Origin of the sequence: Bradyrhizobium sp. 23 (assembly GCF_023073295.1) — a bacterium.
Classification (GTDB): Bacteria; Pseudomonadota; Alphaproteobacteria; order Rhizobiales; family Xanthobacteraceae; genus Bradyrhizobium; species Bradyrhizobium canariense_D.
This window is the reverse complement of record NZ_JADPJF010000103.1, coordinates 140,343-165,696: the sequence shown is the minus strand read 5'-3', so window position 1 is coordinate 165,696 and position 25,354 is coordinate 140,343. Positions and strand designations below refer to the sequence as shown.

Genomic DNA, 25,354 nt, shown 5'->3' with positions numbered 1-25,354 from the left:
ACGCCCATTACGGCCCGGTTCGCAATCCCTGGAACGCTGCGCACATCACCGGCGGCTCGTCGTCGGGCTCGGGCTCGGCGGTCGCGGCGCGACTGACCTATGCGGCGCTCGGCTCCGACACCGGCGGCTCGATCCGCATGCCCGCACATTTCTGCGGCGTCACGGGATTGAAGACCACCGTCGGCCGGGTCAGCCGCGCCGGCGCGATGCCGCTGTCGCAGTCGCTCGACACGGTCGGCCCGCTCGCCCGCACCGCCGAGGATTGCGCGCTGCTGCTGGCGCTGATGGCCGGCCCTGATCCTGAGGATTCGACCTGCAGTCATGAGCCGCTGTCTGACTATGTCGGCGCGACCAAGGGCTCGCTGAAGGGCCTCAAGGTCGGCGTCCCCTCGTCCTTCTATGTCGATGATCTCGACGGCGAGGTCGCGCGCGTGCTGGACGAGACCGTTGCGGTGCTCAAGCGTGAGGGCGCCGACATCGTCACGGTCGAGCTGCCCGATCAGCGGCAATTGTCCTCGGCAAGCCAGCTCGTGCTCGCAGCCGAAGCCGCCGCCTTCCACAAGCGCTGGATGATTGAGCGGCCGCAGGATTATGGTCCGCAGGTGTTGATGCGGCTCCAGAACGGCCTCGCGGTCCCCGCCATCACCTATCTCGAGGCGATGCGCTGGCGCGGACCTGCGCTCGCCGCGCACAACGCTGCCACATCGGGCGTCGACGCGATGATCGCGCCGGCGTCCCCCGTGCCGGCGCCAACGATCGAGGAGAGCGACGTTGGCGGCGGGCCGAATGCGCCGGCGCTGTTGCAGCGGCTGACGCTGTTCACCCGTCCGGTGAATTACCTCGGCCTGCCGTCGCTCACGGTGCCCTCGGGCTTCACCAAAAGCGGTCTTCCGATCGGCATGCAGCTGATCGGCCGCTCGTTCGATGAAGCGACCTTGCTCACCATCGGCGCCGCGTTCCAGCGCGCCACCGACTACCACGAAAGGCTGCCGAAACTTCCGTCATGACAAAGCTCGTCGAGATCTCAGGCCTTAACATCCGCTTCACCGGGGAGCGCACGGTCTATGCCGTGAACGATCTCAGTCTCTCGCTCGGCGACGGCGAGGTGCTGGGCCTGCTCGGAGAGTCCGGCTCGGGCAAGAGCGTGACCTTGCGCGCGCTGATGCGCCTGTTGCCGAAGAAGCGCACGCAGATCACGGGCAAGGTCAACGTCATGGGCCGCGACGTGCTCGCCATGAACGACGAGCAGCTGTCGTCGTTCCGCGGCCAAACCGTGTCGATGATCTTTCAGGAGCCGGCGCTGGCGCTCGATCCGGTCTACACCATCGGCGCGCAGATCGCCGAAAGCGTGGTGCGTCACGAAGGCAAGTCGTATGCGGAGGGCAGGGCGCGCGCACTCGAAATGCTCGAGGTCGTGCGCATTCCTTCCGCAAAACGGCGGCTCGATGCCTATCCGCATGAGATGTCCGGCGGCATGCGTCAGCGCGCGATGATCGCGCTGGCGCTCGCGTGTCGTCCCAAGATATTGCTCGCGGACGAGCCGACCACGGCGCTCGATGCCACCGTGCAGATCCAGATCCTGCTGCTGTTGCGCGAGCTGCAGCGCGAGTTCGGCATGTCCGTCATCTTCGTCACCCATGACATCGGGGTCGCCATCGAGATCTGCGACCGGGTCGCGGTGATGTATGCCGGCCAGATCGTGGAGCAGGGCACGCTTCGCGACATCGTCCGCTCGCCGGTGCATCCCTACGCCAGGGGCCTGCTCGCCTCGACCGTCCACGGGGCCAAGCGGGGACAGCGGCTCGAGACCATCCCCGGCACCCCGCCGTCGCTGGGCGAGCGGCCGCACAACTGCTCCTTTGCGCCCCGCTGCGCCGCTGCCCAGCCGCGCTGCCTGGAGCAATTGCCTGGGAATGTGGAGGTCGGGCCGGGCCGGGCAGCACGGTGCGTGCTGGCGGAGCCGGTCACCGCGCTGTCATGATATTTGGACCGCCAGCGGGGAACGGGGGAACAGCATTCAGACCTCGTTCATCCCGGTTCCGCTTCCATGGAACCGTTCACGGAGAGGGACCTCATTTATGTACATTTCGAATGAAGGCTTGCTTGTCATCCTGTTCGTCGGCCTCGTCGCTGGTTGGCTGGCCGGCAAGGTGGTGCGCGGAACCGGGTTCGGCATCATCGGCGATATCGTGGTCGGCATCGCCGGCGCGCTGGTGGCAAGCTTCCTGTTTCCGAAGCTCGGCATTCACATCGGCACCGGGCTGATATCGGAGATCATCTATTCCGCCATCGGCGCGGTCATCCTGCTGCTGGTGGTGCGGCTGGTCCGCGGCGGCGGCCGGTTCTAATGGCGCCCGGGTTCAATTGATCGAACTTTTGACCTCTCCCCGCCCGGGGAGAGGTGACATGTCTGCAAGAAAAAGCCGCAAGATCGTGAGATTCCGGACTTGCGTGCAAGGTCGGTCGGGGGTGATGTGGGCCATAGGGGTCCCGGGTGTTCGACTGCGTTGAGCGATGAGCGCAAACGCGATGTTAATCCGGGTCAATTACTCCTGAATTTGCCTTTGAAATCAGGGACTTTGGCCCCTACCCGAAAGAGATCAGACTGATGGCAGCCGTTCCCGGCGTCCGCCGCTCAGAGCTCGGTGATGCGCTGCGCGCCTGTCGCACGGCGTTTGTCGGCGTCGGCTTGATGAGCTGCATGATCAACCTGCTCTATCTGACCGGGTCGATCTTCATGCTGGAGGTCTACGACCGGGTGCTGCCGAGCCGCAGTATTCCGACCCTGGTCGGCCTGATCGTCCTCGCCGGTTTCCTCTACATGGCGCAGGGCGTGCTGGACATGATCCGCAACCGGATCTTGGGCCGGGTCGGTACCGCCCTGGACGAAGCCTTGAACAAGCGGGTGTTCGACACCATCGTGCGCCTGCCGCTGCTGGTTGGCAGCCGCAACGAGGGGCTTCAGCCGCTGCGGGATCTCGACAATGTCCGTTCCTTCCTCGGCGGCATGGGACCGAGCGCGTTCTTCGACCTGCCCTGGCTGCCGCTCTATCTCGCCATCTGCTTCGCCTTCCACGTCATGATCGGCGTCACCGCGCTGGTCGGAGCCGTCATCCTGGTCGGGTTGACGCTGGTCACCGAGTTCATGTCCCGCCAGCCGGCGCGCGAGGCGATGGGGCTCGCCGCCCAGCGCAACGATCTCGCCCAGGCCAGCCGCCGCAATGCCGAAGTCATGGTGTCGATGGGCATGGCCGGCCGGATGAACGCGCGCTGGAGCGAGGCCAACGAAAAATATCTCGACGGCAACCAGCGTGCGAGCGACGTCGCCGGCGGTCTCGGCGCGGTCGCAAAAGTGCTGCGCATGATGCTGCAATCGGCCGTGCTCGCGGTCGGCGCCTATCTCGTCATCCACCAGGAGGCGACCGCCGGCATCATCATCGCCGGCTCGATCCTCTCGGCACGCGCGCTCGCGCCGGTCGACCTCGCGATCGCGCACTGGAAATCCTTTGTCGCGGCACGCCAGAGCTGGCATCGTCTGACCCGCCTTCTCGAGCAGATGCCGGCGCAGACGATGCCGACCCAGTTGCAGGCGCCCACCAGCCGCCTCTCGGTCGAAGGTATCGCCATGGTGCCGCCGGGCGACCAGCGCCTCATCGTGCAAGACATCACCTTTGCGCTCGAAGCCGGCAATGGCCTCGGCGTGATCGGACCGAGCGGCTCCGGCAAGTCGTCGCTGATCCGCGCGCTGGTCGGCGTCTGGCAGCCGGTCCGCGGCAAGGTGCGGCTCGACGGCGCGGCGCTCGACCAGTGGTCGTCGGACATGCTTGGCCGCCACATCGGCTATCTGCCGCAGGACGTCGAATTGTTCGGCGGCACCATCGCGCAGAACATCAGCCGCTTCGATCCCGAGGCCACGTCTGACGGCATCATCGGCGCCGCCAAGGAAGCCGGCGTGCACGAGATGATCATCAAGATGCGCGAGGGCTACAACACCCAGGTCGGCGAGCAGGGCACGGCGCTCTCCGCGGGCCAGGCGCAGCGCGTGGCGCTGGCGCGCGCGCTCTATGGCAACCCCTTCCTGATCGTGCTCGACGAGCCCAATTCCAATCTCGATACCGAAGGCGACGAGGCGCTGACCCGCGCCATCCGCGCGGCGCGCGAGCGCGGCGCCATCGTCATCGTAGTGGCGCACCGTCCGATCGGCGTGGAAGCGGTTGACCAGATCCTGGTGCTGCGCGACGGCCGCATGCAGGCCTTCGGGCCGAAGGAACAGGTGCTCGCCCAGGTGCTCCAGCCGCGCGTGACGCCGCCGGCGCCGATCAAGATCGTCAGCGAAGGCGGAGCCAAGGCATGAGCACGATGGCGCTCGGCGGCGCGAAGCCTGCCGCGAAGAGGACCGTACGGCAGTCGATCCGGTTTCACCTGATGCTCGGGCTTGGGATCGTGCTGGTCCTCCTGGTCGGCCTCGGCGGCTGGGCTTCGACGGTGCAGATTTCGGGCGCGCTGATCGCGCCGGGTCAGATCGTCGTCGAGTCCAATGTCAAAAAGGTGCAGCATCCGACCGGCGGCGTCGTCGGCGAGGTGCGTGCTCGCGATGGCGACGTAGTTAAGGCTGGCGACATCGTGGTGCGGCTCGACGACACCGTCACCAAGGCGAATCTCGCCATCGTCACCAAGAATCTCGACGCGGCGCAGGCGCGTGCGGCGCGGCTCCAGGCCGAGCAGCGCGGAATCGACAGGATCGACTACCCGCAAGCGTTGCTCGATCGCGGCAACGATCCCGACGTCAAGGCGCTGCTCTCCGCCGAAACCAAGCTGTTCGACGTCCGCGTCAACGGACGCGCCGGCCAGAAGGCGCAGCTGCGCGAGCGCATCCAGCAGCTCAATGAAGAGATCGAGGGCCTCTCCGCGCAGGAGCGGGCCAAGGACAAGGAAATTTCGCTGGTGCAGCAGGAGCTCGTGGGTGTCCGCGATCTCTATGACAAGCACCTGGTGCAGATCTCCCGTCTGACCACGCTCGAACGCGACAGCGCCCGCCTCAACGGCGAGCGCGCGCAATACATCGCCTCGCGGGCGCAGGCCAAGGGCAAGATCACCGAGACCGAGCTCCAGATCATCCAGGTCGACAAGGACATGGTCAGCGAGGTCTCGAAGGATCTGCGCGAGACCAACGACAAGATCGGCGAAATGATCGAGCGCAAGGTCGCCGCCGAGGACCAGCTTCGCCGTGTCGACATCCGCGCGCCGCAGGACGGCATGGTGCTGCAATCGACGGTGCATACCGTTGGTGGCGTCATCACCGCCGGCGACGCCCTCATGCTGATCGTGCCGCAGGCCGACGATCTCCAGGTCGAAGCCAAGGTCAATCCGGTCGATATCGACAAGCTCCAGATCGGCCAGAAGACGCTGCTGCGCCTGTCCGCGTTCAACCAGCGCACAACGCCGGAGCTCAACGGCGTCGTCAGCCGCGTCTCGCCCGACGTCACCACCGATCAGCGCACCGGCCAGAGCTACTACACCATCCGCGTCTCGCTGTCCGCAGAGGAGGTCGCCAAGCTCGGTGACTCCAGGCTGATCCCCGGCATGCCGGCGGAAGCGTTCGTCCAGACCGGCGATCGCACCATGCTGTCCTACCTGATGAAGCCGCTGCACGACCAGTTCATGCGAGCGTTCCGGGAGAAGTGACGCGCGAAAGCGCGTCATCCCATTCGTCATTGCGAGCGCAGCGAAGCAATCCAGGTCGCCTCCGTGGCGAGATTTCTGGATTGCTTCGCTACGCTCGCAATGACGGGCGGCTTCTTTCTTGCTTTAGTTTTCTTGCTATAGTTCGATTCAGCCCCAGCAAACCCGGCGTCGAACAATGCAATCCATCCAATCTCCACCCTCCGTCGCCACCGAATCCTATTCCGACGCCGGCCTCGCCGTCGCCCGCCTCGAAGAGATCTACGAGCGCAACACGAAGTTCCTGCGCGACCGGTTCGAAGCTTACGTCAACGGCGAGGCAATCACGACGCGGGTGCGGGCCTTCTATCCCTTCGTCCGTATCACCACCGCGACGCATGCGCGGCTGGATTCGCGGCTCGCCTACGGCTTCGTCGCGCGGCCCGGTGTGCACGAGACCAGCGTCACGCGGCCGGATCTGTTCCGGACTTATCTCACAGAGCAGATCGGACTGTTGATCCAGAACCACGGTGTCCCAGTCGAAATCGGCGAGTCCAGCGAACCGATCCCCGTTCACTTCGCCTATCGCCGCGACATCAACATCGAAGCCGCCATCACCACCAGCGAGAACTCGCCGGTGACGCGATCGCTGCGCGATGCGTTTGACGTGCCTGATCTGGCCACCATGGACGATGCCATCGCCGACGGCACTTTCGAGCTCCAGCCCGGCGCGCCCGAACCGCTGTCCCTGTTTCGGGCGGCCCGCGTCGACTACTCGCTGCGCCGGCTCTACCACTACACGGGCACGGATCCAGAGTATTTCCAGAACTTCGTGATCTTCACCAACTACCAGTTCTATGTCGACGCCTTCGCGCAGCTTTGCCAGCAGCGGCTTCAGGCTGGCGAGGCGGGCCTCGATGCCTTCGTCGCTCCAGGCAATGTGATCACGCGCAGCGGCGGCGCGACGACGGGCGTTGCGCCCGCGCGCACGCCGCAGATGCCTGCCTTCCACCTGGCCGCGCCCGGCTATCGTGGTATCACCCTGATCAACATCGGCACCGGTCCGTCGAACGCGCGCAACGTCACCGACCATGTTGCCGTGCTGCGGCCCCATGCCTGGCTGATGCTCGGCCATTGCGCGGGCCTGCGCAACACGCAGCGGCTCGGCGACTACGTGCTCGCCCATGGCTATGTGCGCGAGGACCATGTGCTCGATCGTGAGTTGCCGCTGTGGGTGCCGATCCCGGCGCTCGCGGAGATGCAGGTGGCGCTCGAGGAGGCGGTCGAGGACGTCACCGGGCTCGAAGGATTCGAGCTCAAGCGCCTGATGCGCACCGGCACCGTCGCGAGCGTCGACAACCGCAATTGGGAGATCAGCGGGCCCGATGTCATTCGCCGCTTGTCGCAATCGCGCGCGGTTGCGCTCGACATGGAATCGGCCGCGATTGCCGCCAACGGCTACCGCTTTCGCGTCCCTTACGGCACGCTGCTGTGCGTCTCCGACAAGCCTCTCCACGGCGAGATCAAGCTCGCAGGCATGGCCAGCGAATTCTACCGCCGCCGCGTCGGCCAGCATCTCGAGATCGGCTTAAAGGCGCTGGAACGGCTCAAGCAGCAGGAATCCGAGCGACTGCATTCCCGCAAGCTCCGCAGTTTCGCCGAAGTTGCATTTCAGTAGGCCATGGATTGCCTTTGCTGCTGACAAGCAGCGGGATTTTCGGCATTTTCGGCGCGGGGGTCGACCGGGACGAATTGATGCCACTCATGCGCGACAGGATCATTGGCCATGATCTCGAACGGCTCGCCTTTCGCTTCACCATGCTGAACGACGGCGAGGTCGTGCAGTGCCAGATCAGCGACGCCGCCATGGACGAGCTTGCGGGCATGCAAGGCACCGAAAGCAGCGCGCGGCAGGCCCAGTTCCTGTCGCTGCGCGAGACCATCGAGCGGCTCGCCTCAGACCTCTACGACGAGGCGCCGCGGGTCAGGGGCCATGTGGTGCGGATCTTCACGCGACATTTGCAGCGATAGTGCCGCTCCAGCCTCCGCCGTCATGCTCCAGGACAGTTCATCAGTTGGTCAAGATTTGGTCTTGCCGGGCTTACCTTCCCGCCGGCAGCCATTTCGACGAGCGTCAATTCCTCTAAAGCATTCGCTAACCAAGCAACCGTTTCGCGGCAATCTTAAGACCTGCGAAACCAGACGTTATCCAGCTATGAATTGATGGCCCGTAGAGGTTGGGTCACGAAATGGAGCCTCACGAGTGATCGCGTGACAAAAGACATTGTTGGAATCGACGCGATCCGCGGGCCCGGTCATGACGTCAATCCGAACAAGACGCAGCCAGAGAGTTGGCGGCTTGCAATCGCCGTCGCGATCGGATGTGGACTTGTCGGCCTTGCGCTCCGCTACGTTGCCCGGGAACACGCGACCGATGACGCCATTCAGCATCTGATCCCCTGGTATGTCTTTGCTCGCGATCACGGAGTCGCCGGGCTGGCCGAAGCCTTTACCAACTACACGCCGTTCTACAGCTACCTCCTGCTGATTGCCGCCCGATTTGATTGGCTAGGCGAGCCACTTTCCCTCGTGAAAGCGATCTCGGCAGTATTCGAGTTGGGCTGCGCGATCACTGTGGCCCAGATCGTCTGGCGAGCGACAAAGCTGCCGTTGCGAGCTTCCCTGGCCTTCTGCGCTGTCTGGCTTGCACCGACGGTGATCTTCAACGGCGCGGTGTGGGCGGAGAGTGATTCGATCTGGACGTACTTCACGCTGGTTTCCATCGCGCTGTTCATGCGGGACCGAAATGGCGTTGCGTCATTTGCGATGGCATTTTCGGTGAAGGCTCAGGGCGTGTTCCTGGGACCCTTCGTGCTCGGCATGATTCTGCGCCGCAGGATCCACCCGGCATGGCTCGCCACCGTTCCCGGGATCTATGTGGTTCTCGCCATTCCGGTTCTGGTCGCCGGTAGATCTTTGGCCTCCGTGTTCGCGGTCTATCTGGACCAAGCTCACACCTTCAATCGCCTCACCATGAACGCAGCGAACATCTGGGTGCTGGCTGGCGGACTGCCGTACGCGATCGGAGTCGCCGTCGGCATGGTGCTCGCGGCCGCGAGCGGGCTCGCCTTGTCGATCTTCATCGCGCGCTCTCGACGGGCGGGGCCGGAGTTTATTCTGCTCGTCGCCTGTGTATCGCTCATGCTCATGCCGTATCTGCTCCCGAAGATGCACGAGCGGTACTTCTACGCGTTCGAGCTTGCGTCGATCGCGCTGGCCTGCCTCAATCCGCGCTATGTGCCCTTCGCGGTGATTGCTCAGGTCGACGGCGTGTTATCCTATCTCGCGTTCGAAAACGGAATCGTCCTGGGCGTGCTGCCGGCGGCACTCTGCAACAGCCTTCTCGTGTACTACCTCGTGCATGATCTTTGGCGCGGCGAACGTGGATTTCGCTTTCCGAAGCTTGCTTGGCTCGGCTTCATCGCGTCGACCGCGGGATTGTTCTCCTATCTGGTCATCGAAGGGCCCGGTTTGAACATATCGCCCCTGTACCTGCTCGCCACGGGTCTCGTGACAGCTGCGGCGCTGCTGCTCCTGAAAGAGTCGCGTGGCGACTTGGCCGGCCCGGACCAGTTGCCTTAATCCTGGGCGGCCCGCGTCATCGAGCCATCAGCTGTCAAACATGATCACGCTGCGCAGCGTCTTGCCGGCCTTCATGTTGGCAAACCCTTCGTTGATCTCGGAGAGCTTCAGCTTGGCCGAGATCCAGTCTTCCAGATGCAGCCGGCCGCGCAGGTAGAAATCCACCAGCCGCGGCATGTCGACGCGAAAATGGTTCGAGCCCATCGATGAGCCCTGGATCCTGCGCTCGCGCAGGAAGTCGAAGCCGTGCAGCTCGATCTTCTGGCCGAACGGAATCATGCCGACGATGGTGGCCGTGCCGCCCGAGGCGAGCATGCCGAAGGCCTGCTCCGCGGTCTCCTTGCGGCCGAGCACCTCGAAGGAATGATGCACGCCGCCATTGGTGAGATCGCGCACCTGCTTCACGACGTCGCCGTCTGCCGGATTAATGATGTCGGTGGCGCCCAGCTTGGTCGCGAGCTGGAGCTTGGCCGGGTTGGTGTCGATGGCAATGATGCGGCCGGCGCCCGCGATCTGCGCGCCGTTGATCGCGGCCATGCCGACACCGCCGCAGCCGATCACGGCCACGGTCTCGCCGGCCGTCACCTTCGCCGTGTTCACGACCGCGCCGTAGCCGGTGATGACGCCGCAGCCGATCAGCGCGGCCAGATCGAGCGGCATCTCCTTGCGGATTTTGACGATCGCGTTCTCGTGCACCAGCATCTGCTCGGCGAAGGACGAGAGGTTGAGGAACTGATGCAGCTTCTCGGAGCGAGCCCATTGCATCCGATTGGACACCCCCGGCAGCAATTTCACCGTGGTGTCGGTGCAGAGCACCGTGCGGCCCGTGGTGCAGTTGTCGCAGGTGCCGCAGAATACCGAAAGACAGGTGACGACATGATCACCGGGCTTCACATAGGTGACGTCGGAGCCGACCTGCTCGACGACACCGGCCGACTCGTGCCCGAGCACCGCGGGCAGCGGATGCGGATAAAGGCCTTCCATGAAGTGCAGATCGGAGTGGCAGAGACCTGCGGCCGAGGTCCGGATCAGGACCTCGCGCGGGCCGGGCTTCGGCAGGCTGACATCCTCGATGACTAGGGGCTTGTTGACTTCATGGAGGACGGCCGCCTTCATCGAGCACTCCCTATCGCTTTTTTTGCTTCGAACGTGGGTGCAGCCTACGCTGCCAGGACCAGTTCGCCAACCTCGCTCATGCTGCCTGCACGATCGCCGAGCAGCAGCGCCGCGATCTTCTGCTGCACGGCATTTTCCGTCAGCCGGAACGGATCGCTCGGCGACACCCGGTGATCGATCACCAGCCGCGACAACAACAGCCTGCGCGCATCGCCCCGCATGTCGTGAATACGATGCGCCTCCCAGGCGAGCGCGACGGCACCGGCGACATGATAGAGCAGGCTGGTGGCGCGGCGCGCATCGGCCTCATTGTCGGCCTTTCCCGCGACCTCGCGTGCGAAGCCCACCGCACGATCGGTGAGCGTGTGCAGCCGGTCGCGCCAGGCCTGCGGCACCGAGGGGCTGTCATCGAGGCGAGCATGCAGATCGGCGGCCAGCGCGGATTCGGCGCCGTGGCGGCCGACCGCACGCCTCAGCGCATCGATCGCGACGATGTTGCCGGTGCCTTCCCAGACCGAACCGAGATGCGCGTCGCGGAGCAGGCGGGCGGTCGCGAATTCCTCGATATAGCCGATGCCGCCGCGCATCTCGAGCGCATCGCCACAGACCTTTCGCGCATCGCGGGTGGCGCGGAATTTCAAGGTCGGCGTCAGGATGCGCAGCAGTGCGGCCGCATCCTGGCTGCCGGCCTCGGCGCGGTCGAGCGCGTCCGCAGTGAGAAAGCTCATCGACAACGCCTGCTCGACCGGCAGCATGATCTTCAGCATCTGGCGCCGACCTAGCGGCAGGTCGATGATGCGGTTGCCGAACACCACGCGGTTTTTCGCCACCGTCATCGCGTCATGGTAGGCCCGCCGCATCAGCGCGGTGGATTTGACGCCATTTGAGAGCCGCGACGAGTTCACCATCTCGGCCATCTGCACGAAGCCGCGGTCGAGCTTGCCGACCGCGTAGGCGATCGCGCCTTCGAGCTTGATTTCACCCGAGGCCATCGAGCGCGTGCCGAGCTTGTCCTTCAGACGCACGATCCGGTAGTGGTTCTGCGAGCCGTCGTCGAGGAAGCGCGGCATCAGAAACAGGCCGACTCCGCGCGTGCCGGGGCCGGCACCTTCGGGGCGCGCCAGCAGCATCACGATCTTTGCGTCGGCGTTCGAGCAGAACCATTTTTCGCCGGTGAGGCGCCAATGGTCGCCTTCCTGCACGGCCGTCGTGGTCAGCGTGCCGACATCGGAGCCGCCTTCCTTCTCGGTCATGAACTGGCCGCCCTGGGTCAGCTTGCTCATGTCGGTCTGGGTTAGTCCGTCGAGATATTTCGCCTTCAGCGCCTCGCTGCCGAAATTCGCGAGCAGCTTGGCGCAGCCGTCGGTTACGTTGATCGGGCAACCCATGCCGAATTCGGTCTGGTTGAACAGGAAGGTGAAGGCGTGCTTGGCGACGACAGGATATTTGTCCGGCCAGCCCATGATGCCCTTGCGGATCGAGAGCGCGTGGATGCCGAACTCGCCGAAGGCGGCCTTCTCCAGCTCGCGATAGGCCGGGTGGTATTCGATCCACTGCACGTCGCGACCGAACTTGTCGCGCTGGTGCAGCACCGGTGTGTGCCGGTCGGCGAGCCGCGCGCATTCATCGAGCACGCCGCCGGCGAGTTCGCCCAGCCGATCGAGATGCGGCTCGATGTGGCGGAATAGCGTCTCCGGTAGATGAATGCGGAGGAGATCGGTGAGTGCCTGATCGGCGCGGTAGAAATTCATGCCGGTGGTATCGGGAGCCAGCAGTCCGGATGGTGCGGCCGCGACCTGTTTTGGCTGCGCGGGGGCCGGCTGTCGCATGATCATCCTCTTCGTTTCCGCCTTGCGGTCATTTTGCGCTGATTTGGCGCTTGCCGCTTGTGATGATGTCGATCATGCTCCAGTCGCGAAAGCGGATAAAGCCGCAAATTGTCAGGGAGGCATGATCGCCGTGAGGGCGCAATTCGCTCTGCGGAATTATGATCGTCCCGGCTGGTTGTCCGCGCGGACCGTGCATAGATCAGCGGCTTCCCGTCTTCGAGAGATCACGCCATGGAACACCCGAAATACAAGATCGCCCTCATCGTCGGCGCCGGCGAAGGCCTGAGCGCCTCGCTGGCGCGGTTGTTGTCCGCCCAGGGCATCCGCGTCGCGCTGGCCGCGCGAAAAATCGAGAAGCTCGGCGCGCTCTGCAGCGAGACCGGCGCCAAGGCCTATGCCTGCAACGCCACCGAGCCTGATGCGGTCGAACGCCTGTTTGGCCTGGTCGAACGCGAGATCGGCATGCCCGACGTGGTCGTCTACAACGCCAGCGGCCGCGCGCGCGGGCCGTTCGTCGATCTCGTTCCGGCCGACGTGGCGAACGCCATTGCGGTCAGTGCCTATGGCGGCTTCCTGGTGGCGCAGCAAGCGGCCAGGCGCATGCTGCCGAACCAGCACGGCGCGATCCTGTTCACCGGCGCTTCGGCAAGCGTCAAGGGCTATGCGCAGTCCGCGCCGTTCGCGATGGGCAAGTTCGCACTGCGCGGGCTCGCGCAGAGCATGGCGCGCGAATTGTCGCCGCAAGGCATCCATGTCGCCCATTTCGTGATCGATGGCGGCATCAGGAGCGCAGCGCGCACGGAAGCGCCGGAGAAGCCGGATTCAATGCTCGATCCCGATGCCATCGCGGAGAGCTACTGGAACGTGTTGCAGCAGCCGCGCAGCGCCTGGAGCTGGGAGCTGGAGCTGCGGCCCTGGGTGGAGAAGTTTTGAGGCAAGCTGCCGTAGGGTGGGCAAAGGCGCATAGCGCCGTGCCCACTATCAACGACGAAACAGCAATTGGTGGGCACGCTTCGCTTTGCCCATCCTACAAGGGCGGGAATCATGTCCACGGAAACCACCATCGATACCGGCACCAGTGAACTCCTCTGCGTGATCCGCGATCGCGTCGCATTGATCACGCTGAACCGGCCCGAGGCGCGCAACTCGCTGTCGGACGCGCTGACCCCGGCGCTGCGTACGATGATCCGCTCCTGCGGCGAGAACCCCGATGTCGGCGCGCTGCTGATCACCGGCGCCGGCGAAGCGTTCTGCGCCGGCGGCAACGTCAAGGGCATGGGCGCGCATCGCGACCCGAAGAAGCTGGAGATGTCCTTTGACGACAAGGTCGCCGATCTCCAGGAGCGGCAGCGCCTGCTCACCGGCGCGCTGGTGTCGGTGCGCAAGCCGACCATCGCGGCGCTGCCGGGGCCGGCGGTCGGCGCGGGGCTCGCCATCGCCATGGCCTGCGATATCCGCATTGCCGCGCAATCGGCCTTCGTGGCCACCGGCTATGCGCGCATCGCGCTGTCCGGCGACTATGGCATCGCGTGGCTGTTGACGCGCCTCGTCGGCACCGCGCGGGCGCGCGAGCTGCTGTTCACCGGCGATCGGGTCGATGCTGTCAGGTGCGAGGCCATCGGCCTCGTCAACCGCGTGGTGCCCGATGACAAATTGCAGGCGGAGGCCTTTGCACTGGCAAAATCCCTCGCTGAAGGTCCGCGCCTCGCGTTGCGCTACATGAAGGACAATCTCGACGAGGCCCTGCTGTTCGACTTCGAGACCGCGCGCGACCACGAGGCCGAACGTCTGGTTCGCCTGACCACGACCGCCGATCACAAGGAAGCGGTGCAGGCCTTCATCGAGAAACGCAAGGCGGTGTTCACGGGGAAGTAGCGGCGCAAAAATGCCCGGCTCTGGTTTTCGCCAGGCCGGGCTCGAGTGGTGTCAGGCCGAGGCTGAGGGGCTATCGGCCTGACGGGAAAGAGCGACGAGGCGCCAGCTCGCGCAGGGAATGTCTTTCGGTGCGACGGAGATCTCCTTGTCGAAGCGCACTAGCTTCCAGTCGTCCGGATGGTTGACGAAGGCGAAGTCCGATTTACGCGCGACCGAGATCATGGCGGCGTTGGAGCGCAGCGTGTCGCCGAACATGTGGTCGGCGCCGAGCGCGGCCGCGCGGCATTCAAGATTCTTCATCAGCACGGTGGCGATGCCGTGGCCCTGCCAGCGGTCGGCAACCGACAGACCGAATTCAAGCGTCGCGGTTTCGGCATGCAGCGCATAGCGCGCTTCGGCGACGATGGTCTCGAAGCCGTCGACCATCATGGTCGCCACCACGGTAAAACGTTCGCGCTCGCCGATTTGAAGGAATTCGTGCAGCAGGCCCTGCGGCAGTTCGCTGATCGCGCCGAAGAAGCGGTTGTATCGGGACCGCGTCGAGAGCGAGCGAAAATAGTGCTGGAGCTCCTCGGTGTCGCGCGGCTCGACGAAACGAACGCGCAGCGCCTCGCCGTGTCGCGTGCGCAGCGTGTCCGAATATTGCTTCAGATCTTCCAGGCGAAGGGTGCTCATGACACGCGCCCCCAAGGGGACCAAAGGGGAAAGGGACCGCCGGCGCCCCCACAGTCAGGCGGCGCCGGCCTGGCGGCCAATCAGGCCCGCCAGAAGGGTTTGTCGGCCTCGTAGGCGACATCGCTCCAGGACAGTCCGACGTCCTGAAGGTCGCGCGCGGACCAGTTGGTGAGCTCACGCCGGGTCCGGTAACGCTCGTGCCAAACGTGAAGCGTCTCGCCGATCTGGTGGATCAGCCCTGGCGCATGATGATTTGTCATCGAATTCTGGGTCAAAGTAGACATTGCCAGCTCCTGGAGCTAAGTTGACCGCTAATATCTGCTTCCGGGTGCACTGCGACAAACGACAATTTGTACTCTTTCGCATGAAATAACGTCATGTATCCTGCTGCCAGATGACTGCCAGATTGCCCTCCCTGAATGGATTGCGGGCCTTTGAGGCCGCCGCGCGCCATCTCAGCTTCACGCTGGCGGCGTCCGAGCTGAACGTGACCCAGACCGCGATCAGCCACCAGATCCGCAGGCTCGAGGAGGAGCTCGGCATCCGCCTGTTCGTCCGGCAGAACCGCGCGCTGGCGCTGACGGCCGAGGCGCGCGACTATCTGCCGGGCGTCCGCGCCGCCTTCAACGACCTCCGGCTTGCCACCGATCGGCTGCTGCGCAAGGACGATGACAAGGTGCTGACGGTCTCGACGCTGGCTTCGCTCGCCGCAAAATGGCTGCTGCCGCGGCTGACCGATTTCCAGGAGCACCATCCCGGCATCGACGTCCGTATCACGACCTCCACCAGCCTCGTCGACTTCCAGCGCGACAATGTCGATGCCGCGATCCGCTACGGGCGCGGCCAGTGGCCGGGCTTGCGCGCCGACTGGCTGATGGCGGACGAGCTGTTTCCGGTCTGCAGCCCGTCTCTGCTGCGTGGCGACAAGCCGTTGCGCTGTCCCGAGGACCTCAAGAGCCACATGCTGCTGCACACCTCCAACGCCAACAGCGACGACTGGCGGCTGTGGTTGACGGCGGCGGGTCTGCCGGCCGACATCGCCAGGCAGCCCGGCATCACCTTCGACATGATCTTCATGACCATCCAGGCCGCGATCGACGGCATCGGCGTGGCGATGGGGCGGACCTCCTATGTCCAGGACGACATCGCCAAGGGGCGACTAGTGGTCCCCTTCAAGATCGCGCTGCCGGCCGATGCGGGCTTCTACCTGGTCGCGCCGGAGGGGCGCCGCGAAGCGCCGAAGCTCGCCGCATTCCGTGAGTGGATGATCGCGGCAACGCGGAATAAGGCCTGAAATCGTGCCGGCGCATGTCCGCGCAACCTGCTTCTCGCTACAGCTCCACCACGACGTAGTCGCTCTCGATCTTCACGGGTATCGTCTCGGCGACATACGGCCCCTTCACCACGCTTGCACCCGGCTCGACATGGGCCGGGTAGGCCTTCACGCGGAAGCGGCGAGGGTCGCAGTAGGACTGGCCGGTGCGGATGTCGAACTCCCAGCCATGCCAGGGGCAGCGAATGATCTCGCCGAGCTTGGTATATTCGATCTCGCCCGGATCCTTCGATTGCGCGAGCCCGATCAAGGGTCCCTCGCACAGCGCAGCGCCCTGATGCGGGCAGCGGTTCATCAGGCCGAAATATTCACCCTTGATGTTGAAGATTGCGATCGGCCGTCCGTCGATCTCCAGAAATTTTCGCGTGCCGGGCGGAAGCTCGTCGACCGCGGCAATCACATGCCGCGCCATCAACTGATCCCGTACAGCTTCTTCGCATTGCCGAGATAGAAGGCCTCGCGGTCGTCGTCGCTGACGCCCGCGGGCAGCACGCGCGACGGCTCGTCGTAATCCCAGTGCGGATAGTCGGTCGCGAACAGTAGCCGGTCCCAGCCGATCCACTTGATGACATCGAACAGATCCTCGCGCCGCTCCGGATCCTCCATCGGCTGCGTCGTCCACCACACCTGCTCGCGGATATATTCGGACGGCGGCCGCTTGACATGCGGCACCTCGCTGCGCAGGCGCTGCCAGACTTTGTCGAGCCGCCATGCTAGCGACGGCGCCCAGCCGAAGCCGGCCTCGATCATCACCATCTTCAACTTCGGGAAGCGCTCGAACACGCCCTCCAGCACGAGGCTTGCGAGCGCCGATTGCTGGCACTGCGAGTGGCCGACCATCTCCTCGATGTAATAGGAGGGCCAGCCCGACGGCGTGATGGGGTTGCCGCCGAAGCCGAAGGCGTGGACGCCGACGGGAAGGCCGGCCTCTTCCGCAGCCTGATAGATAGGCCAGTAGCGACGCTGGCCGAGCGGCTCGACATTGCGGCTGAGCAGCAGCACCTGCACGAAATTCTTGTCGCCGGCACGCTCGCGGATTTCCGCGGCGGCTGACAGCCCGTCCTCATTGCCGACGACGATGGACGCCTTCAGCCGCTTGTCCTTGCTGGTCCATTTGTCGATCTGCCAGTCGTTGATCGCCGAGCACAAGGCCGCCGAAAGCTCGTGATTGCGGATGCCTTGCCCGGTGTTGAGCGGATTGAGCACGCCGAGCTGCACGTTGTTGGGATCGAGCAGCTGCTTCTGCATGAAGGACAGCGAGGAGCCCTGCGGCCCGCCTTCCGGCGGATAGGCGTCGCGGCGCGAGGCGTTGGGCTGGGCCTTCGGATAGGGCGGGCCTTCCATCATGCCCTGATAGGCATGGACGCCGTACACTTCGAGATGATGCTGCCAGCGTTTGGCCAGGTAGGGATAGAGCTCGGCGCGGGTCGCGCGTGCCGGATGGATGTCGCAGTCCGCGATCGCGGTTTTGACGGCCAGTGGGGAAGCGGCTTCGGAGCTTTCGCGGAACTGAATATTCATCGCCTTGCCTCCTTTGGCAGCGGCTAAGTCAGGCGGGGATAGGTCGCATGCGGATTATCGATCATGATCTTGCGCACGAGATCGGGGGTGAGACCTGCGGGCAGCGCCTCCTGGCCGTCGAACTGCCAGTGCGGATAGTCGGTGGAGAATACGACCAATTCGTCGGACTGCATATGATCAAACAGGCGAATTAATGTCGCCTCATCCGGCGGTGCATCGAATGGCTGCAACGAGAAGCGGATGTTGCTGCGCACAATGTCCAGCGGCGCGCGATCAACCCACGGCGTCTCCATCCGCACCCCACGCCAGAACTTGTGCAGGCGCCATAGAAATGGGGAGATCCAGGACACCCCGGATTCAAGCATCACCATCTTCAGCCGCGGATATTTGACGAACACGCCCTCGACGATCAGGCTGGTGAGCTGGGTCTGGAACGCCTGGGCCTGACCGGCATAATCCTCGATGTGGTAGGAACCCCAGCCCACGGCGGTCGGCGGATTGTGATAGGCGGAACCGGCATGAATGCCGATCGGTAATTCCAGCCGTTCCGCCGCCTCGTAGATCGGCCAGAGCGCGCGCTTGCCGAGCGGCGTATCGCCCATCACGAGCATCAGCACCTGCACGAAGCGGCGGTCCGTCGCACAGCGCTCGATCTCGGCGACGGCCTTCTCGACGCTTTGGGTGGGGATCACGATCGAGCCGCGCAGCCGCGGATCGCGATCGAGCCATTCCTTCACGAGCCAGTCGTTCAGCGCGCGGCAGAAGGCGGCCTGCAGATCCTCTGAAAACACCATCTGCACGCCGTAGAGCGGATTGCAGATGGCGTGCGAGAGCTGGAAGGGATCGAGCACATGGCGCTGCATGTCCGCCAGGCTTTCACCCGGCTTGCCGCTTTCGGGGCGCCAGTCGGGCCGCGCCGTGATCGGCGAGTTCTGCGGGTAGGATTGCGAGATGAGATCGACCATGCCGCGCGTCGTCACCTGATCGCGCCAATACTCGTTCAGGTACGGCAGCAGGCTGGTCAGATGCGGCACGGCCGGATGCACATCGCAATCCACTCCGCCGGCGATCAGGGACGCCATGACGTGTCCTTCACGTTTCCTCGTCGCGTCTTTCCCGCGGGCAGAGCTTGGCCGCTCCGCCCTTTGGCCGCCATTCAAGCAGGCCTGCCCGTTGGCTGCAACTCGGCCAACGGCGCTGTCATATGCTAGAAAGGCCGAGCTCGGTTGCGAAGCAATAAGGGGTCAAGGAATGAAAGAGCTCGTCGGCATTGCGGAACAGGTCGCAGCGAAGCTGATCGCGCGCAAACAGACCATTGCTGTTGCGGAATCCTCGACCGGCGGCCTGATCTCGGCCAGCCTTCTCGCGGTGCCCGGCGCGTCCGCTTATTTCCTCGGCGGGGCCGTGGTCTACACTCGCGATGCCAGGCGCGTGCTGATGGATATTTCGGACGAAGGAATGAAGGGCTTTCGTTCCTCCTCGGAGCCCTACGCGCAATTGCTGGCCGGGCAGATGCGCAGCCGTTTCAACTGCGATTGGGGCCTGTCGGAGACCGGGGCGTCCGGTCCCACCGGCAATCGCTACGGCGATGCGGCGGGCCACAGCTGCATGGCGGTCGCCGGGCCCGCAGTCGAGGTGATGACGCTTGAGACGGGCAGCAACGACCGCTTGGCCAATATGCAGACCTTTGCAGCGACAGCGCTGAAATTGCTGCTGAAGAATCTGGAGCGGTGAGCTCGCGGCCTCCCGAATATCTGGCTGTGCCGGAGAATGTGTGGTGTGACGCGCTCTTTACCGCGACACGTGCGCCGACACCGCCAGCCACGTCCCGTTCGTCTTCGCCCAGCAATCGGTATAGCGCCCGGTGGCCTGCTGGCCGTCCGCATTGGTGTAGCTCGTTGCCGCGTGGATGATGGCGAAATCACCCATGATACGGATGATGACGTCGTGCTCTCTGAGGTTTCGGATCGCAATCGGCCGCGCCGTCTGCTTCAGGAAGGCCTCGCGATCGACCAGCGTCTTGTCGGGATTGGAGCAGTAGAACTCCGGCGCCAAAATCTCGTCGAAGCGCTTGACGTCGCAATTCTGCACCGAGGCCACATAGTCGCGGTTGAGCGCGGTGAGCTGTTCGAGGTCGTTGCTCATGGGGTTTCTCTCAGTCATTGAACAAGGGCGGCGGCACGAACCCGCCGAACTCGCGTTCGATCAGCTCGGCGAGCTTCAACGGCGTGTGGTCCTCGAGGAAGGGCCCGATGATTTGCACGCCGACCGGCAGGCCGTCCTTCGATAGGCCGAGTGGAACAGCCGTTGCCGGCAGGCCCGTCAGCGTGGCGATGCCGGGCCACGCAAGCTGGTCCGGATAGGCGTGGTCCTTGCCATCGATGTTGATTCGGCGCTTTTCCTGCTCCGGCGAATGATCATGCGGATAGGCCGGCGTGGGCATGATCGGACAGATCACCGCATCGAATGTCTTGAACAATTGCCGCCATTGCGCGCGCAGGCCGGCGCGGGCGCCCTCGTCGAATACCCAGGCCTGATGCGTGCTGGTGATACCACGCAGCCGTTCGGCAGCGAGACTCTTGTCGTCGGGTGAGAGCTGCGCTGCACCGGCACGCGCGCGCGCGAGATTGTCCGGCGGAAGGAAGGCGCCGAGGAAGCTCATCAGCATGCGCATGTAGAGGCGAGAAGCCTCCGTGAAGTCCGGAAACAGCGGACTTTCGCGCGCGACGCGCGCGCCCGTGCCCGTCAATTGCCCCGCCAGTTTTTCGATCGCGCCGCGAATATCTGCATTCGCAGGCAGCAGCGGATGGCTGTCGATCACCAGCACCCGGAAATCCTTCAGCGCGCGGTGTCGCGCCTCCGGCAGCGCGAGCTTGTATCCGATGCCCAGGTCCAACGGATCGGGGCCTGCCATCACGTCCAGGAGCAGGGGCAGGTCGACTGCGCTCCGCGCCATCGGACCGATCACCGCCATATCGCGCTCCATCGGGATGGCTGGAAAGGGCGGCGGCGTGTGGCCACGCGTTGGACAGAGATTGTAGGTCGGCTTATGCGCATAGACCCCGCAATGGAAGGCGGGCACGCGCAACGAGCCGCCGATGTCGGACCCAAGCGAGAGTGGTCCGTAGCCTGCCGCGAGCGCCGCAGACGAGCCGCCCGACGAGCCACCCGGCGTGCGGCCGAGATCGAACGGATTGTTCGTCGTGCCGTAGATCTCGTTGTAGCTCTGCCAATCCGCCAAGCCCACGGGGACGTTGGTCTTGCCGAGGATGACGCCACCGGCCTCCTTGACCCGGGCGATCGACAGCGCGTCCTCCGCCGGCTTGAAATCTTTCTGCGGCGTCCAGCCCCAGGTCGTGGGCAGGCCGGCGATGTTGTAGGATTCTTTCACAGTGATGGGGAGACCGAGCAGCGGCTTTCGCTCGCCGCGCGCCAATGCGGCGTCTGCCTCGCGTGCGGCGTCCAGCGCACGGTCGAAATCCCGGACGCAGATCGCGTTGACCTTGCTGTCGTGCCGTTCGATGCGGTCGATCGCATCCTGCGTGAGCTCGACCGCGGAAACCTTCTTGGCCGTCAGTGCCGCCGACAGCTCGACCGCGCTCTTGAAGCTCCATTCGGATTTGGCCATCCCGCATCTCCTGTTCTTAGCGTGGAACAATGATGCGCAGTTTGGCCCAGCACCGCAACCGCCGTTTGATCGCGATTGACATCTGAGCAAGACGGAACGCGGTGAGCCAAGCAACCACTCGCAGTCATCGCCCGGCTTGACCGGGCGATCCAGTATTCCACCGGCGCCGATTGGACACGGACAGGTCGCGGCGTGCTGGATGCCCGGTCAAGCCGGGGCATGAAGGCGTCCTACGCCGCTCCGATCAATATCCCCACCGCCAGCACGATCGCGCCGCCGAGCACGATCTGGAACACGGCCTGGAGGAACGGCGTGTCCATGTAGCGCGCGCGGATGAAGGCGATCGCCCACAATTCGAAGAACACGACAATTCCGGCGATTCCCGTCGCGATCCAGAATGCGTTGGCCCAGCTATCGGGCACGAGATAGGGCAGGGTGTGCCCAAGCCCGCCTAGCGTCGTCATCAAGCCGCAGGTGAGACCGCGCAGCCAGGGCGAACCACGCCCGGTCAGCGAGCCGTCATCGGACAGCGCTTCCGCAAAGCCCATGCTGATGCCGGCACCGATCGAGGCGGCGAGGCCGACCAGAAATGTTTGCCAATTCTGATGCGTGGCGAAGGCAGCCGCAAACAGCGGCGCCAGCGTCGAGACGGAGCCGTCCATCAGGCCGGCGAGACCTGGCTGCACATATTGCAGCACGAACATGCGCCGGTTGGTGCGGTCTTCCTCGGCGCGCACGTCTGAACTCAGGATCCGATCCGTCAGCTTCGCCGCCACCTCTTCGTGGCCCTTCTCGGCCTCGGCCAGATCGCCGAGCAGGCGGCGCACGCCGACATCCTGCGCCTGTTCAGCGGCCTTCACGTAAAAGCGCTCGGCCTGCAATTCCATTGTCTCGACCTCCTTGCGGATGGTGTCGAGCGACAGGTTTTTGGTGAGCCAGACCGGACGGCGGCGCAGGAAGCCTTTGACGTCCTCGCGGCGGATCGGGGGCAAATGCGGACCGAAGCGCTGCTCGTACATTTCCAGCAGCATGTGGCGATGGCCGCGCTCTTCCTCGGCCATCTGTTCGAAGATCTTGGCGGAGTCCGGATAGCGCTCCTTCAAGTCTTCGGCGAAGCTCATGTAGATGCGGCTGTCCTCCTCCTCGGAGGAGATTGCGACCGCAAGCACCTCGCGCTCGGTCAGATCGGCAAAATTCTTCACGGCGGCCCTGTCTGATTAGTTTAGAATAATTCTAAACTATATAGGGCGCTTGGGTTACCGGGTCAAACCACGCCGCGGCTCTTCGCCAGGAAATCGAGCAGCAGGCGGCTCACCTCGGCCGGCTGCTCCTGCTGCACCCAGTGACCGGCGCCATCGACGAGGTGGCAGCCCAGCAGCTTCGTGCAGGCCCGCGCCTGCATGGCCTCGAATACGCCGGGACGCTGATAGGTGCCCCAATCCTGCTTGCCCGAGATGAAGCAGGAGGGGATGTCGATGTTGCGGCCGGCCAGCAATTGGAGCTGGCTGTTGAATGCGCCCGATGTGCCGCAGCGGTACCATTGCAGGCCGCCCTGGAATCCAGTGCGGCCATATTCGGCGCTGTAGTAGCCGAGCTCGCGGTCGGGCAGCCATTGATTGGCGGCGATTGCGGCCTGCGAGGGCATCTCCTTCGCGACCGTCTCGGCCATGGTCTCGTTCAGGTCCATCACATAATAGGTCGGCAGCTTCGCAAGCTCGTTCGCCGACCAGGATTTCAGCGGATATGGCTTGTTGTCGGTCCAGTCCGCGCTCTTGTGATGATAGTAGGCGCGCAGGAAATCATGCACGCCCTGTGGCGCGCGGTGCATGTCGGCATTGGCCGGGCGTGTCGCATAGTACCATTGATAATGCTTGCGTGGACGCGGCAAGGCGGCGAGCTCGCGATGCACGGGGTCTTCGGCCGCTGGCTTTACCGGCGTGTCGACCGTGTTGAACGGCAGCGGCGGCGCTCCGCCGAATGGCGCGCTCATCATCGTCACCGAACGAAATACGTCGGGCCGCATCAGCGCGCACCAGGCCGCGACTGGGCTGCCGAAATCATGTCCGACCACGTCGACTTGCCTGTAGCCGAACGCCGACACCAGCCCGAGCGCATCCCGCACCAGGTTGAAGAGCGAAAAGGGCGCGAGATCGCCGTCATACTCCGCGCTCCATCCCGTCGTCCGGCCATAGCCGCGCTGGTCCGGCGCGATCACGTGATAGCCAGCCGAGCTCAGCGCCGGCATCACCTTTCGCCAGGAGAAGGCAAGCTCGGGAAAGCCGTGCAGCAGCAGGGTGCAGGGCCGCCCCTTGGTCTCGAAGCCGGCCTCCAGCACATGCATGCGCAGGCCGTTGATATCGTCGACATAGCGTGAGCGGATGCCGGCGGGGAGCGGGATGTCGGGGAGCATTGTCATTTGCTTTCTCCACACGGGTGGAATCGTAAGGAGGGCAAAGGCGCGCTTCGCGCGCCGTGCCTACCATCATTCTACAACGCGTTTGGCATGGTGGGCACGCTTCGCTTTGCCCACCCTACGATTGCGCCATTCGACTACACCGCCGCGCATACGAAGCCACTGCCCTTGCGCCGGATCTTCCCAACGGACGGCGACGGGAAATGCGCGGTGCAGCACAGCGTGTCGGTGTCGCAATAGCGTTCCAGGAAGCTGCGGCGCGTCGTTGCCGCCCTGGCTTGATCGAGGTCGAACTTGACCGACAGCTCCGGATAGAGCGTCTGGATCGGTGAGTGCATGAGGTCGCCGGAGAACACGGCGTCGTCCTTGCCGTGGCCCATCGTGATGGCGATATGGCCCGGCGTGTGGCCCGGCGTCGGCAGGATGCGGACGTGATCGCCGATCTGGTGATCGTTGCCGACAAGCTCGTGGCGTTTGGCCTCGACCACCGGCAGCACGCTGTCGGCGAAGGGCGGCACCTCCGCCTTCGCGTTCTGCTCGGTCCAATGATCGAACTCCTGCTTGGCGAAGACGTAGCGCGCTTTCGGGAAGGTCGGCACCCAGCGGCCGTTCTCCAGACGCGTGTTCCAGCCGACGTGATCGACATGCAGATGCGTGCACATCACGAAGTCGATGTCGTCAGGCGAGAATCCGGCAGCGTTGAGTCCGCGCAGATAGGTGTCGTCGGTCTTCATGTTCCATTTCGGGCGCTGCGGCCGCGGCTTGTCGTTGCCGATGCAGCTGTCGACCAGAATGGTGTGGTGCGGCGTCTTGATCACATAGGACTGGAAGCACAGCATCAATGTGTCGCCGTCATCCAAGGCTTTCGCCTCCCTCATCCACGCGCGGTTCTCGGCCAGCAGCTCCGGTGTCAGCCCCGGCAACATCTCCAGCGCCGGGACGAACGAGGTTTCCTGCTCGATGATGCGATGGATGGTGAGATCGCCGACCGCGTATTTCAGGCTCATATGAACTCCCGCGCTTTACGCCGCCGGCGGCACCGAGATCTTCACGGAGGGCCGCTCGAGCATCTTTTGATGGAAGGCATCGAGCTTCGGATAGGCCTTGCGCCAGCCGCAATCGGCGAAGCGGAAGTCGGCATAGCCGAGCACGCAGACGAGGCCGATCTGCGAGATGTCGAACGGACCGTTGAGGACATCGGGCATGTTCTCGAAGCGCGCCATGCCGGTCCAGGCCCGATTCCAATGGTCGTCCGACCACGCCTGCCATTGCAGGCCCTGCGGTCGCACCATCTTCTCGTAGCGGCACAGCAGCATGGAATCGAGCATGCCGTTGATCAGGGAATGATTGGTCTTGGCCTTCCAGCGCCGCGGACCGTAATCGGGGATCAGGCTGCCGCCGGCCATCTCGTTGAGGTATTCGACGATGACATACGAGTCCAGGATGACGTCGCCGTCATTGGTGATCAGCACCGGCAGCTTTTTCAGCGGCGTGATGCGTGAATAGTCCTCGTTGGCCGTGCCGGGCGCGACGCTCGCCGGCGTGAGTTCGATCTTGTCGATCAGCCCGAGCTCGATCGCGGCGATGCGCACCTTGCGGGCAAAGGGCGAGGCGGGGGAGAAGGTGAGCTTCATGGGACAATTCCCTGCGATCGGTCTTGA

Annotated in this window: 25 protein-coding genes; 12 read left to right on the top strand and 13 right to left on the bottom strand. The window is 64.4% G+C overall.

The features are described from left to right. The 8 genes from IVB32_RS25895 to IVB32_RS25860 all read left to right on the top strand — a co-directional run. On the top strand, positions 1 to 1,007 hold a 1,007-nt coding region (locus IVB32_RS25895), incomplete at its 5' end, for an amidase (RefSeq protein WP_247411794.1). After that, a complete protein-coding gene (locus tag IVB32_RS25890) occupies positions 1,004 to 1,981 on the top strand; it encodes an ABC transporter ATP-binding protein (protein WP_018457591.1) in 978 nt (325 codons plus the stop codon). The genes IVB32_RS25895 and IVB32_RS25890, both read left to right, overlap by 4 nt. Positions 1,982 to 2,078: 97 nt before the next feature. Continuing rightward, entirely contained in the window at positions 2,079 to 2,348 is a 270-nt protein-coding gene (locus tag IVB32_RS25885; RefSeq protein ID WP_007605178.1) for a GlsB/YeaQ/YmgE family stress response membrane protein, read from the top strand. A gap of 260 nt (positions 2,349 to 2,608) precedes the next feature. Next, positions 2,609 to 4,354 carry a type I secretion system permease/ATPase gene (locus tag IVB32_RS25880; RefSeq protein ID WP_018457590.1) on the top strand — a complete coding sequence of 582 codons (1,746 nt, stop codon included), beginning with the start codon at positions 2,609 to 2,611 and terminating at the stop codon, positions 4,352 to 4,354. After that, positions 4,351 to 5,685 carry an HlyD family type I secretion periplasmic adaptor subunit gene (locus IVB32_RS25875; RefSeq protein WP_018457589.1) on the top strand — a complete coding sequence of 445 codons (1,335 nt, stop codon included), beginning with the start codon at positions 4,351 to 4,353 and terminating at the stop codon, positions 5,683 to 5,685. The genes IVB32_RS25880 and IVB32_RS25875 overlap by 4 nt, the downstream gene beginning before the upstream one ends. Positions 5,686 to 5,860: 175 nt before the next feature. Next, entirely contained in the window at positions 5,861 to 7,339 is a 1,479-nt protein-coding gene (locus IVB32_RS25870; RefSeq protein ID WP_018457588.1) for an AMP nucleosidase, read from the top strand. 77 nt (positions 7,340 to 7,416) lie between these two features. Beyond that, positions 7,417 to 7,692, top strand: coding sequence for a DUF1488 family protein (locus IVB32_RS25865; protein ID WP_026233404.1), 276 nt, complete (start codon positions 7,417 to 7,419; stop codon positions 7,690 to 7,692). Between the two features lie 192 nt (positions 7,693 to 7,884). Next, the gene (locus IVB32_RS25860; RefSeq protein WP_247411929.1) at positions 7,885 to 9,303 is read left to right on the top strand and encodes a hypothetical protein; all 1,419 of its coding nucleotides are present in this window, start codon (positions 7,885 to 7,887) and stop codon (positions 9,301 to 9,303) included. A gap of 27 nt (positions 9,304 to 9,330) precedes the next feature. On the opposite strand, the gene IVB32_RS25855 is transcribed toward IVB32_RS25860, so the two are convergent. Beyond that, positions 9,331 to 10,419 carry a Zn-dependent alcohol dehydrogenase gene (locus IVB32_RS25855; RefSeq protein ID WP_018457585.1) on the bottom strand — a complete coding sequence of 363 codons (1,089 nt, stop codon included), beginning with the start codon at positions 10,417 to 10,419 and terminating at the stop codon, positions 9,331 to 9,333. A 44-nt stretch (positions 10,420 to 10,463) separates the two neighbouring features. Next, positions 10,464 to 12,248, bottom strand: coding sequence for an acyl-CoA dehydrogenase family protein (locus IVB32_RS25850; RefSeq protein WP_026233403.1), 1,785 nt, complete (start codon positions 12,246 to 12,248; stop codon positions 10,464 to 10,466). Positions 12,249 to 12,479: 231 nt separating this feature from the next. On the opposite strand from IVB32_RS25850, the gene IVB32_RS25845 reads away from it, so the two are divergent. Both IVB32_RS25845 and IVB32_RS25840 read left to right on the top strand, forming a co-directional pair. Then, positions 12,480 to 13,181, top strand: coding sequence for an SDR family NAD(P)-dependent oxidoreductase (locus tag IVB32_RS25845; protein WP_018457582.1), 702 nt, complete (start codon positions 12,480 to 12,482; stop codon positions 13,179 to 13,181). Between the two features lie 111 nt (positions 13,182 to 13,292). After that, positions 13,293 to 14,123 (top strand): enoyl-CoA hydratase, encoded by an 831-nt coding sequence (locus tag IVB32_RS25840; RefSeq protein ID WP_018457581.1) that lies wholly within the window; start codon positions 13,293 to 13,295, stop codon positions 14,121 to 14,123. 51 nt (positions 14,124 to 14,174) lie between these two features. On the opposite strand, the gene IVB32_RS25835 is transcribed toward IVB32_RS25840, so the two are convergent. Together IVB32_RS25835 and IVB32_RS25830 are read right to left on the bottom strand one after the other, a co-directional pair. Further along, a complete protein-coding gene (locus IVB32_RS25835) occupies positions 14,175 to 14,798 on the bottom strand; it encodes a GNAT family N-acetyltransferase (protein ID WP_018457580.1) in 624 nt (207 codons plus the stop codon). A gap of 80 nt (positions 14,799 to 14,878) precedes the next feature. Then, on the bottom strand, positions 14,879 to 15,082 hold the full coding sequence (locus IVB32_RS25830; protein WP_007599575.1) for a DUF1127 domain-containing protein: 204 nt from the start codon (positions 15,080 to 15,082) through the stop codon (positions 14,879 to 14,881). 110 nt (positions 15,083 to 15,192) lie between these two features. On the opposite strand from IVB32_RS25830, the gene IVB32_RS25825 reads away from it, so the two are divergent. Then, positions 15,193 to 16,092, top strand: a complete 900-nt coding sequence (locus IVB32_RS25825; protein WP_026233402.1) for a transcriptional regulator GcvA — start codon at positions 15,193 to 15,195, stop codon at positions 16,090 to 16,092. A 37-nt stretch (positions 16,093 to 16,129) separates the two neighbouring features. Here IVB32_RS25825 and IVB32_RS25820 read toward each other — a convergent pair whose 3' ends face one another. The 3 genes from IVB32_RS25820 to IVB32_RS25810 are packed head-to-tail and all read right to left on the bottom strand — an operon-like array spanning position 16,130 to position 18,734. Beyond that, positions 16,130 to 16,543, bottom strand: a complete 414-nt coding sequence (locus IVB32_RS25820; protein ID WP_018457577.1) for a Rieske (2Fe-2S) protein — start codon at positions 16,541 to 16,543, stop codon at positions 16,130 to 16,132. Next, positions 16,543 to 17,652, bottom strand: coding sequence for an amidohydrolase family protein (locus IVB32_RS25815; RefSeq protein ID WP_018457576.1), 1,110 nt, complete (start codon positions 17,650 to 17,652; stop codon positions 16,543 to 16,545). Before IVB32_RS25815 ends, IVB32_RS25820 begins: the two co-directional genes overlap by 1 nt. A gap of 23 nt (positions 17,653 to 17,675) precedes the next feature. Then, positions 17,676 to 18,734 (bottom strand): amidohydrolase family protein, encoded by a 1,059-nt coding sequence (locus tag IVB32_RS25810; protein WP_018457575.1) that lies wholly within the window; start codon positions 18,732 to 18,734, stop codon positions 17,676 to 17,678. Positions 18,735 to 18,903: 169 nt separating this feature from the next. Here IVB32_RS25810 and IVB32_RS25805 point away from each other — a divergent pair, with 169 nt between their 5' ends. Continuing rightward, positions 18,904 to 19,386: a CinA family protein gene (locus IVB32_RS25805; protein WP_018457574.1), complete on the top strand. Its 483-nt coding sequence runs from the start codon at positions 18,904 to 18,906 to the stop codon at positions 19,384 to 19,386. A 57-nt stretch (positions 19,387 to 19,443) separates the two neighbouring features. Here IVB32_RS25805 and IVB32_RS25800 read toward each other — a convergent pair whose 3' ends face one another. The 6 genes from IVB32_RS25800 to IVB32_RS25775 all read right to left on the bottom strand — a co-directional run bounded on the left by IVB32_RS25800 (position 19,444) and on the right by IVB32_RS25775 (position 25,327). Then, positions 19,444 to 19,797, bottom strand: a complete 354-nt coding sequence (locus IVB32_RS25800) for a nuclear transport factor 2 family protein (RefSeq protein ID WP_018457573.1) — start codon at positions 19,795 to 19,797, stop codon at positions 19,444 to 19,446. Between the two features lie 10 nt (positions 19,798 to 19,807). Continuing rightward, positions 19,808 to 21,280, bottom strand: a complete 1,473-nt coding sequence (locus tag IVB32_RS25795; RefSeq protein WP_018457572.1) for an amidase — start codon at positions 21,278 to 21,280, stop codon at positions 19,808 to 19,810. Between the two features lie 230 nt (positions 21,281 to 21,510). Beyond that, positions 21,511 to 22,482 carry an iron exporter MbfA gene (gene mbfA / locus IVB32_RS25790; RefSeq protein ID WP_018457571.1) on the bottom strand — a complete coding sequence of 324 codons (972 nt, stop codon included), beginning with the start codon at positions 22,480 to 22,482 and terminating at the stop codon, positions 21,511 to 21,513. Positions 22,483 to 22,544: 62 nt separating this feature from the next. Continuing rightward, on the bottom strand, positions 22,545 to 23,696 hold the full coding sequence (locus IVB32_RS25785) for an alpha/beta hydrolase (RefSeq protein WP_026233401.1): 1,152 nt from the start codon (positions 23,694 to 23,696) through the stop codon (positions 22,545 to 22,547). A gap of 134 nt (positions 23,697 to 23,830) precedes the next feature. Beyond that, complete coding sequence (locus IVB32_RS25780; RefSeq protein WP_018457569.1) at positions 23,831 to 24,700, bottom strand: MBL fold metallo-hydrolase; 870 nt, start codon at positions 24,698 to 24,700, stop codon at positions 23,831 to 23,833. A gap of 15 nt (positions 24,701 to 24,715) precedes the next feature. Then, complete coding sequence (locus tag IVB32_RS25775; RefSeq protein ID WP_018457568.1) at positions 24,716 to 25,327, bottom strand: glutathione S-transferase family protein; 612 nt, start codon at positions 25,325 to 25,327, stop codon at positions 24,716 to 24,718. Positions 25,328 to 25,354 lie beyond the last annotated feature (27 nt).